The sequence below is a fragment of the Lacticaseibacillus salsurae genome (assembly GCF_045862175.1).
GTDB lineage: Bacteria > Bacillota > Bacilli > Lactobacillales > Lactobacillaceae > Lacticaseibacillus > Lacticaseibacillus salsurae.
In genome coordinates this window covers 1-10,629 of sequence record NZ_BAAFZI010000064.1, presented here as the reverse complement: position 1 = coordinate 10,629, position 10,629 = coordinate 1, and the positions used below count along the sequence as shown (strand labels likewise).

The window sequence follows — 10,629 nt, the reverse complement described above, 5'->3', positions numbered from 1 at the left end:
TCCAGTAGGAAGCAACGAATGAGTTAAGCTCGCTGGACTACCAAACATCGATCCAATACAATAACGGTCGCCCCCTCCTTGAACATCCGGTTTTGGACTTGGTTTCATAGAACTTTAGACGTTACCTTATTCAATGCGCAGTATTGCTGTTTATCCAAAACGAATTTTTGCTGAATATGACCAACACGTACCCGGATCTCACGGTAGAACGCTACCGCATCCCCGGCATGGGTGACCGTTACCGCCGCAACCCCTGCAGACACAGTAATCTGGTAGAGGTTATACGCGCCATCACGGTAGGCGAAGCTGCTACCGTCATCTTGATAGTGGCGGTACGTCCCATGATCGCCAAAACACCGAAAGTCCATCTCCTGATCTGGCGCGTCGGTCAGATACTCCTGCTTCGGCCCCATCGGTACCATTGTCCCCACTCGGCCGAAGAGCGGTAACGCATCAAGTGGAACTTCGACTCGGATCTCCTGACCGCCGGCCAAGTGCTCACCGGTCCAAAAATCGATCCACTCCCCCGCCGGTAAATAAACCAGGCGGCTGGTTTTACCCTTCTCCAGCACCGGGGCGACCATTAGCGCATCACCGACCATATACTGGTCGCCGATCTCGACCACGGCTGGGTCTTGATCGAAGGCATACACTAGCGGCCGCATCACCGGTGCTCCGGTCTGCTCACCGGCGGCAAACAGATCGTACAGGTACGGGATCAAGCGGTACCGCAATTCCAGATACTTGCGATAGATCGACAGCGTTGGCTCGCCGAAGACCCAGGGTTCCTGCCGCCGATTCCCCATAGCGCTGTGGTTGCGCAACAACGGACTGAAGATTGCCCCTTCGATCCACCGAATCAGCAGCTCTGGTGTCGTATCCGCCCCGAAGCCGCCGATATCGGTGCCAGCGAAGCTGAACCCACTCAGCGCCAAGTTGCACAGCTGCGGCACCATCATCTGAAGGTGCACCCAGAGGCTCTGGTTGTCCCCTGCCCACACCGTCGCATAGCGCTGCGTGCCCGCATAGGCGGCCCGCGTGATCACGAACGGGCGCCGGCCAGTTTGCTGCTGCAAACCGGCGTATGTGGCCCGCGACATGTTATGGCCAAATAGATTGTGCATCTTCGCGTGGGTGCTTGGCTTCGTCTCATCGGTAAACACCAAGTCATCCGGCAGCGGTCCATCGAATCCAGCCGGCTCGTTCATATCGTTCCAGATGCCGTCCACCCCGATGGCAGTCAAGCGGGCATGGTAGTCTCCCCACCACTGGCGCACCCAAGGCGCACCAAAGTCAGGATAAACCGCTTGCCCTGGCCAGACGCGGTTCGTGTACACTTGCCCCGCCGGCATTTTGACAAAATAATCGTGACCGATTCCATCGTCATAAACCGAGTAACCCGGTTCGGCTTTAACACCTGGATCAATGATCGTCACGAGCTTGAAGCCCTGCTGATGGAGCGCCTTAACAAACGCTGCCGGCTGCGGATAGCGGGTTGAGTTCCAGGTGAACACCCGATAACCGGCCATGTAGTCAATGTCCAGATGCAACACATCACAAGGCAGGTGATACCGCCGCATGGTGGCTGCAATCTCACTCACTTCAGCGGCGTCTTGCCAGCCGAACCGCGACTGCTGATAGCCCAGCGTCCAGCGCTGCGGTAGCGGGGTTGGACCGGTCAGCTGGGTATACTGCTGAACCACACTGGCCAGCGTCGGTCCACCGATCACATAGTAATCCAGCGGCCCCTCCGCCACGGAATAGTAGTAATACCCCGGGTTCTCCTTCCCGAGGTCAAGGTGACTCCGGGCCGCATTGTCGAAGAGCAAGCCATATGGCCGGCCCTCGCGCAGGCCGTACAGAATTGGCACGGACTTATACAGCTTGGTGTAATGCTCCAGATGCGGTGATGCGTCATCCGTGTTCCAGTTGTCGTACTCGTAGCCGCGCTTATCGATAAACCCGGTTTTATCGCCTAAGCCATAAAAATGTTCGTCCGGAGAAAGCGCCTTAATGACCTGAGACGATACCGTATTGACGGCACTATCACGTCCTGCATGGCCTTCTTCCTCTAGGACGGAATGGCTGTCTTCTGGCAGATCTAGGTTCAACGGAACCCGTTGCCCGCGATAATCGAGCACGAGCGCCAGGTCATTCGCGTCATACACATCGACATGCCCTGAAGCATCAATATGTAAGTGCAATGCTGACGTCTGAAGGCGCACGCCGCCAGCATTGTCACGATCAACGGTGAACGGCGCCTGACTTGGCGTTGCAATCACCGCATGAGACGTCAAAGGTAACGCCTCGGGTGCACAGACCCGAATGATCTGCGCGGAAAAAATCTGCAAGCTAACGGCGGGGTGCGTCGTAAAGTCGATGTGAACCGTCTGATCGGCTGTCGTTATCGCTTTGATTGTCATATCAACCCTCATCACTGCTTTGTGAGCACCGCCCGCGCCAAAGTCTTCACGTAAACATGGTAGACCCAGGCGCCAACGAGGCTAGGACCGGCAAGGCACACAAGCGGAAACATTGGTGTGTGAAAACTCACCACCAGAAGTACGGCCGCACCACCACCAACAAGCAATGCGATAATCCCGTTACTGAGCGTCATCAAGACTCCATTTTTGAGATAGTCTTGCCACGTCTGCTCTCGCAGCGTCACAAAGGTTAAACTCATCAGGTAGGCAACGCAGACCAGAACGCATAACAGCAAGTGAACTCCCATCAAGAATACTGAATGGTGACTGTAATATAGGGCCGCATTCAACACTACTGCAAGCATCACTGCTGCCACAGCACTCACCTTGACCGTCATCCGATAGCTCTGCCGTACTGTTCGCCAGCTACGTTGCCAAATATGATTCGGTACCGACTCATCCGCTTCACTGAAGGTAGCCAGGGTACGAAACACTGCGACCATCGCCGGCGATAGGACAAATGGTAGCAGCGCCAAGGCAACCAATACTAGTGACCGTATCTCATCCATTGATCGTGCATACGATAAGGCCAATGCGAAAAACAGGTACGGCCAACCAAGCACAATCCATTGCACACTCGCGACCATATACCGATAGAAAAAACGAACCAGCCCATCTGTTAGCTTCACCAAGTTCATTCCGTTACTCCTTCACGGACCCAATCGTCATCCCAGTGACAAAGTACTTCTGCAGGAATGGATAGATCAGTAGCAATGGTACCGTTGAAACCACAATCTTTGCCGCATTTAGCGTTTTGTTGGAGATCGATGTCAATGCGTGCAGTTGAGAAACATCTGTAACTTTCGTGATATCAATATTGAGCTGCTGAATATAGGTCTGCAGTGGGTAGTTCGCCGCACGGTTCATGTAAAGCAACCCACTGAAGTAATCGTTCCAATGACCAACAATCGCAAACAGTGACACCGTGGCTAACCCTGGCAACGACAGTGGTAAGTAAATCTTCAACAAGACGGTCATCTTTGAGGCCCCATCCATGATTGCGGCTTCTTCGAGGGCGTTTGGTAGACCTTTGAAGAAGTTCATCATCAGAATAACGTTGAAAATTGGCACTGCCCCTGGTAGCACAAGCGCCCAGATCGTATCCATCAGGCCTAAGCTCTTGATCACGATAAAGGATGGAATCATCCCACCGTTAAATAACATTGCAAAGATAATCAGGTTCATATAAATGTTACGCGCATGGAAGTCCCGCTTGTTCTTAGATAGCGGATACGCCATCAAAACAATCAAGATTAAATTAATTAACGTACCAAGCACGACCCGCTCAATGGAAATCCCGAATGACAGCCAGAACTGGTGATCCTCTAAAATCATTCGATATGAGCTGAGATTGAAGTGAACTGGAATCAGTCCGACTTGATTTGCCGCCGCCGATGCACTGTCACTAAACGAGATTGCAACCATATTCACCAGTGGGAGCAGGCAAGAGGCGGTCAGTGCCAAGACAATCAGCCAAATAAAGAAATTGGCAACTTTATTCGTATGCTTCTTCACGTTGCATACCTCCTAGAAAATCTGCATGTTGGCGAACTTCTTGGACGCCTCGTTGGCTGAGATCATCAATGTGGCACCAACCAAGGACTTCAATAATCCAATCGCCGTACCAAGACTATATTGTTGCCCCAACAGTCCAACGCGATAAACATACGTATCGATGATATCGCCAGTCTGATAAACGATTGGGTTATACATATTGAAGATCTGATCGAACCCGGCATTCAAGATGTTGCTCAGGTTCAACGCCGTCATCATCATGATGGTCGGAAGCATCCCTGGAAGGGTCACATGTAGTAATTGACTCCACCGACTGGCGCCATCCATCTCAGCTGCTTCATATAGCCCTGGATCGATTCCAGTCAGCGCAGCAAGATAAATAATCGAACCGTAACCAAATCCTTTCCAGACATCGGACCCAATCATGATTGGACGGAACCAATCATTACTTCCCATAAATAGGATTGGCTTAACCCCAAAGGTCTGCAGGAACGTATTGACCGGGCCATGGTAGTCAAACAGATTGATGACCACCGTTGCCAGCACAACCCAGGACAGAAAGTTAGGCAGGTAAACGACAGTTTGGATCGTTCGCTTAGCCCAGTTGACTCGAATTTCGTTCAGCAGTAAGGCAAAGACCACCGGCACAATCGTGTTAAAAACGATCTTCCAGCCGGCAATAATCACCGTGTTTGCGAGAATCTGCATGCTGTCTGGGATCTGGAACATATACTTAAAATTGGCGAGACCAACCCAGTCAGAGCCAAGGATGCCTTTTGCTGGGATGTAATTTTGAAAAGCCATTACGATCCCCGCCATTGGCACGAAGCTAAATACTAGCAGGAACAGCATTCCCGGGAGCATCATGAGGTGATACATGAGTTGGGAGTCTTTGTGTTGCTTTTTTTGAGTGCGTGCTAATTGCATTGTCTCTCCCCTTCTGCCTAGCGTTGTGACTCGTGCACAGCACTAGTTCTGTGACTTGATCTCCTGTTTGACCTCTTTGGTGATTTCATCGCCACCGAGTTTGTGCCAGCTCTTAACAAAGTCATCGAACTTATCAACACTTTCTTGGTTCGTCACAATCTTCAAGAAGGTGGCATCTTCCATCTTGTTCAAGTTAGCCCACTTCTGTTTCATGGTTGGGGTTTGGCCAAAGAAGACAGGGTGAACTTCTTCAATTTTGGACAACGTATCTTTCATCTTACCCGTAGAGACATCGCGGGTGATATGGCCACTCCAAGCATTGTTATCAGCGTTAGCAGGGTCTGCATTATAGGCCTTGATCTTCTTATAGTTCTGGTAGTCGTCCAGAATCAGCGTCTTAGGATCTTTCTTTCCGTTAACTGCTTTCATGATGTTATCATGCATGTCGGTCGTTGCTGTCGCGTAGTTAATCAGTAGATCAACTGGCTTACCGCCATCGTAACCCTTCAGACCATAGTTAACGATTGGCTTGTATGCGTAATCCTTATAAACCAGCTTATCATTCAAAAGACTAGCAATTTTCGCTAGGAGTTCCGGGTGCTTGAACCCTTTGCGGACAACGAAGTATGACCCTGCTGTGTTCTGAGTGTACGCTTTGACCTTACCGTCTTTGTCGGTGATGACATACGGTTGCCAGTCAGCCTTCGGGTTATTCTTGTAGGCATCAGTCAGCGGATAGTCCCCAGACCACCACGGACCAAAGAAAGCACCACATTGACCGCTGGTAATGATAGATTCAATCTTGTCTCGTACGCTCATCTGCGGATCAATCAAGCCCTTCTTGAACCAGCCTTGCAGGTAACCCAGCGCCTTCTTGGTTTCTGGCGTTGTGGATCCATAGACGACCTTGCCGTCTTGCTTAATCCACTGGCGTGGGAAGGAATTAAACTTGGACATCACATCATCAGCTTGGAACAGAGAGGCATAACTGCCCCCAACCGTCTTGGACAGGCCCAGACCAATTGTCTTGCCTGCACCATTATTGCCAGGATCCTTAGTCACGAACTGTTCAAGGATATTTTCAACATCATCGATAGTCTTTGGTTCCGCAAGCCCCAACTTATCCATCCAGTCCTTGCGTACCCACAACATAGTTGGGAGGTTGTTGGTCTGTGTGGTCGGCAGCGCCATTAGCTTACCGTTGAAGGTCGCCTGCTTCAGTGGCCGACCCCCATATGAGTCATACATCTTCTTGATCGACTTAGTGGTGCTGGTCTTGTATACCGAAGACAAATCTTGAATCAGGTCATTGTCTACTAACTGCTGAAGCTGGCTTTGATTGACTGCCATAATGTCAGGTAGGTCACCCGTTGAGATCGCCATAGCAACTTTCCGATCGTAGTTATCGCCGTTTTCAGCCTCAAACTTATCAACACTGACCGCGTTCAGATTCTTCTTAATGTAACGGGTATAGACATTATTTTCGTAACTATCACCTTTAGGTAATTTCGGTGCACCAGGAATTGATTTACCTACAGTATACTTAACAGTATTCTTGTACTTTGCGAATGGCTTCTTTTCTGCGACAGTAGCCGCAACGTTATCTTTATCAGAACTCGACTCGCCTTTGCTCATGCATGCGGTTAATAATAGAGGTACTGCGCATAGTAATATCGTTGAAGCAATTATCTTTGCATTAATCTTCATCACTGTTCTCCCCCTGCAATTCACATGTTTTAATTTTCCATCAGCGTAAACGTTTACGTTGATGCTAAAAAAATTTCCTATACTGATCGTCGTTCAAAAATACGATGCTTTAAAATTTCCGACTCAATCACCTGTCCAGAGTCGATTGCTGTCGTGAGCTTCTGAACGGCCTTGGCGCCCATTTGGAAAAAAGGTTGACTGACCACTGTCAACGCTGGATTTGCCATTTCAGCAACGCGCGTATTATCGTACCCAATCACAGCAATATCGTCTGGCACACGTAATCCTAGATCCCCTGCCGTGTTCATAATTCCTAGTGCAGTATCATCAGAAACTGCAAAAACTGCATCCGGCCGATGCACGAGTCGAAAGAACGCGTGCATTGCCTCAATTCCGGACTCGAAAGAAAAGGTTCCAGAATGAATCCACTCGGATTCAACTGGTAGATTGTGATCCAGCATTGCTTGGCGATAACCCGCCACCCGTGGCAAGCCTGCTATTGTGTCTTGCATATTAGGACCTGCAATCGCAACCGCACGGTGTCCGTGTTTAATTAGGTAGGTGGTTGCGTCATAAGCAGCAGTCTGATCATCCACCTTGATATAAGGAATCCCACTATTACTCTTCGTTGAGACGAGAACAACTGGAAATGCCAAATTTTGAATTTGATTTTCTACCGCCTCATCCAACGATATCGAAGCAATGATGAGTCCTTCGACCCGACGTTCCGCCATTAAGCTGACACAGTCCATCAAATTTGTTCCGTCTTCACCTGCGTGCGTAATAATTACGCTATAATTATTACGGCTCGCGACAGTTTCGATTCCTTCCACAATATCACCGTAAAAAAGTGTAGGAGCGTTGGGCATGATTAAGCCGATAATTCGAGCTGAACTCTTCTTCAAGCTTGCCGCCATTTCGTTGCGATAGTAATTAATTTCACGAGCCGCGCTCTCGATTTTTTCTCTGGTCTCTTCGCTGTACCCCCCTTGGTTGTTAAGTACGCGTGAAACAGTTGCGATCGATACACCTGTCATCGTAGCAATATCTTTAATCGTTGGCATATTCGGCCTCCATGTAAACGTTTACTCAGCTAATATAGCACACGTGTTTACGAGCGGCAATAGTAAGCGCGTAAAAAGCCAAGCATTTAGTCAATCGCTTTCGGCATTTGCCACACAAGTCAATCAAAGCGAGCTAGCCGGCACAAACAACTTAGCGCAACTCGCAGCCCTCATTCAAGCAACCCAAACTGCCATTAACCAAATGCAGTCAGCAGCCAGTCAAAACAGTACTGCTACCAGCGAAAATGTTGCCAAAGCAGCCACCGAGCTCAACCTGACACCCAATCAAATGAAGGCCTTAACGGATGCAGTGACCAACACTTATACAGCCAGCAACAATCGCCAGCAAGCTGCCTTGGGACCCCTTCTGAATAAACTGCAAAGTGCTCTGAACTCACTGCAAACCGCTGCAAGCCGTCAAAATCAAATAGCAAGTACAGCCAGCAGCGCCTTATCCCAGTTAACTAACGCTGCAAGCCAACTTGCACAAGGTAATGTCCGGTTATCAAGCGCCGTTGAAACCCAGCTTGCGCCAGGTGCCGTTTCTCTAGCCACTGGTTCAGCCGCACTAAATAGCGGGATCAATCGCCTTGACGCTGGCGCAAAGAAATTGAACGCCGGACTGGAAACATTATCCGCTAGTGGGCAAACTCTTATCAGCGGTAATCAGCAGCTATCCGCAGGTGCTCAGAAATTGCTCGCAGGCGGACAAAAACTTTCTACCGCAGATAACCAGCTTACCGATAGTATTACGACACTTTCTAAAGGTAATCAGCAGCTCTCTACTAGCCTATCTAACGGAACTAAGAAACTGCCGAAATTACACTTTACAAGCGCTACAGCACACATGATCGCCAGCCCGACCAAGGTCACCGATCACAATCGCGATTCAGTACCAAATAACGGTACAGCAATGATGCCTTATATGGCCGGTGTTGCTTTATACGTTAACGGCATGGTCTTAAACATGTTGCTTGATACAGTCACACCAAGAAGAAAGCCCAAACGGATCGTTGATTGGTGGGCAAGTAAAGCTGTTATGATCAACGGTACCGCAATCGCTGCGGCAACGGTTGAGTTACTGACACTGATCACCCTTGCTGGCTTACGGCCAACTAACATCTTTGCCACTTGGATAACATTATCGTTAGCCAACCTAGCGATGACAAATATGATTACTTGGCTTAATCTTTCGATAGGACGGCTTGGTTCACTGGTCGCTATGGTCTGGGCCTAGAATAAAAAGTGTACAAGTTAAATAGAGACTCTGATTTAGTATAATTAAGGAAGTAAATTGGAGCCCCAGTTTACAATTCAAGTGCAACACCCTGACGACTAGACCAAAAAGGCCATGAAGACCTATTCTTGTTAGTGCTAGCTAAACAAGAAAGCAGGAATCTTCATGACCCACTCTCAGACTAACACCCACAAGCATTACCAACAACTCAGTTTTAGCGACCGTGCTACAATTCAGGCCCTTCAGGCTGCTGGTGACACCGCGACCGTGATTGCACAGAAGCTTCATCGCAGTAAAGCGACAATCTCACGAGAAATCACGCGTGGATCTGTAACTCAGCTCGACTCGAAGCGTCACTCGCATCAAGTCTATCTTGCGGAAACTGCCCAAGACATACACGACCGCAAACGCGACAGAACCGGACACCACGCCTTTCTCAAAACCGGCCGTGCGTTCTTCAAAGCTCTCACCAAGGAGCTTACCCGCAAGCCTCGCGTGCACAGCGTTGATAGTTTCGTACACTTCTATCGCGACCAGGGTAAGTCTTGCCCTTCAACGACTACCGTGTACCGCTACATCGATGCCGGGCTGCTTGAACTAGACAACATGACACTCCCCAAGAAGCTCCGACGCCGCGTCAAAGGCTATAAGAACGCCCACAAACGCAAGAACAAGAAGATATACGGCGACTCAATCGAGCTGCGTCCTGCGGCCGTGAATGACCGTACAGGCGTGGGACATTGGGAAGGCGACTTGGTCAAAGGTATTCGTTCGGCTGATGAGCCAGCGCTGATGACGCTCACAGAACGGTACAGCCGAATTGAAATCATCGTTAAGATACCTGACTATCATGCGGACACCTGCCTTAAAGCCTTGCAGGACACGATCAACGATTACGGTGCCAAGGAGTTTGAGAGTATCACGTTTGACAATGGTTCCGAGTTCGCCAAGCTGTCGGAAATCGTTGGAACCCAGATCTATTTTGCTCATCCATACTCGCCTTGGGAGCGCGGCACTAACGAGAACACCAACGGACTACTCAGGGAGTACTTCCCGAAGGGAAAGTCTCTCAGGGACGTTACGCTGGTTGAGATCCAAGCAGTCCAATCAGCACTGAACCATCGTCCCAGACGTATTCTGAACTATCTTCGACCATGCGATTACTACCGACGCATGGCTTAACAACCTAGACCACTATCAAGGATTCGTTATCATCGTTGCACTTGACTTGAAAATTGAGGGAAGTAAATTGGAGGATCAAATAATGACGAAGCACAGTTATGACAAGGAATTTAAGGAACAGGCCGTTCAGTATTACTTAGATAACAAGGATCACATGACCATGAATGAAATAAGTAAGAATCTAGGTATTGGGGCTAGTACATTACCCTGGATTATTCATAGAATTTCAAAAAAGCAGCGCAATCCCACGATTCACACGGGACTGCGCTGCTTTGGTGTTTCACCCATTGGGTGCGCCTATATGCTAAGGTTGAGTCAACGAAAACCATCACGAAAGCGAGGCTTCACACCATCTCAACTTTAACCAGCTTATCCCTGCAATGCAATACCAATGTGACTGTGACCGCCGACGGCGGTCAACTTTCAAATGACGCCGGGCTCGTTTTGTTCCAAGAGTTTCTTCATCGTATCAACTTTAGGCAACTTGCCAATCAGTGCCTCAAGTTACCAGACC

At 49.3% G+C, this 10,629-nt stretch carries 9 protein-coding genes; 3 read left to right on the top strand and 6 right to left on the bottom strand.

The window, feature by feature from the left end; all coding sequences use genetic code 11:
• Nucleotides 1-104: 104 nt before the first annotated feature.
• From ACKTSG_RS12440 to ACKTSG_RS12415, 6 genes are all read right to left on the bottom strand, one after another.
• Nucleotides 105-2,423: a glycoside hydrolase family 31 protein gene (locus ACKTSG_RS12440; RefSeq protein WP_407895234.1), complete on the bottom strand. Its 2,319-nt coding sequence runs from the start codon at nucleotides 2,421-2,423 to the stop codon at nucleotides 105-107.
• Between the two features lie 11 nt (nucleotides 2,424-2,434).
• Nucleotides 2,435-3,121, bottom strand: coding sequence for a YesL family protein (locus ACKTSG_RS12435; protein ID WP_407895232.1), 687 nt, complete (start codon nucleotides 3,119-3,121; stop codon nucleotides 2,435-2,437).
• Between the two features lie 4 nt (nucleotides 3,122-3,125).
• On the bottom strand, nucleotides 3,126-3,998 hold the full coding sequence (locus ACKTSG_RS12430; protein ID WP_407895230.1) for a carbohydrate ABC transporter permease: 873 nt from the start codon (nucleotides 3,996-3,998) through the stop codon (nucleotides 3,126-3,128).
• A 12-nt stretch (nucleotides 3,999-4,010) separates the two neighbouring features.
• Nucleotides 4,011-4,925, bottom strand: coding sequence for an ABC transporter permease (locus ACKTSG_RS12425; RefSeq protein WP_407895228.1), 915 nt, complete (start codon nucleotides 4,923-4,925; stop codon nucleotides 4,011-4,013).
• A 42-nt stretch (nucleotides 4,926-4,967) separates the two neighbouring features.
• Nucleotides 4,968-6,632, bottom strand: coding sequence for a type 2 periplasmic-binding domain-containing protein (locus ACKTSG_RS12420; RefSeq protein WP_407895226.1), 1,665 nt, complete (start codon nucleotides 6,630-6,632; stop codon nucleotides 4,968-4,970).
• 77 nt (nucleotides 6,633-6,709) lie between these two features.
• A complete protein-coding gene (locus tag ACKTSG_RS12415; protein WP_407895224.1) occupies nucleotides 6,710-7,696 on the bottom strand; it encodes a LacI family DNA-binding transcriptional regulator in 987 nt (328 codons plus the stop codon).
• Between the two features lie 43 nt (nucleotides 7,697-7,739).
• Here ACKTSG_RS12415 and ACKTSG_RS12410 point away from each other — a divergent pair, with 43 nt between their 5' ends.
• From ACKTSG_RS12410 to ACKTSG_RS12400, 3 genes are all read left to right on the top strand, one after another.
• A complete protein-coding gene (locus tag ACKTSG_RS12410) occupies nucleotides 7,740-8,933 on the top strand; it encodes an ABC-2 transporter permease (RefSeq protein ID WP_407895222.1) in 1,194 nt (397 codons plus the stop codon).
• Nucleotides 8,934-9,098: 165 nt separating this feature from the next.
• Nucleotides 9,099-10,115, top strand: coding sequence for an IS30 family transposase (locus tag ACKTSG_RS12405; protein WP_407895220.1), 1,017 nt, complete (start codon nucleotides 9,099-9,101; stop codon nucleotides 10,113-10,115).
• 82 nt (nucleotides 10,116-10,197) lie between these two features.
• A complete protein-coding gene (locus ACKTSG_RS12400) occupies nucleotides 10,198-10,479 on the top strand; it encodes a transposase (RefSeq protein WP_407895218.1) in 282 nt (93 codons plus the stop codon).
• Nucleotides 10,480-10,629: the final 150 nt, after the last annotated feature.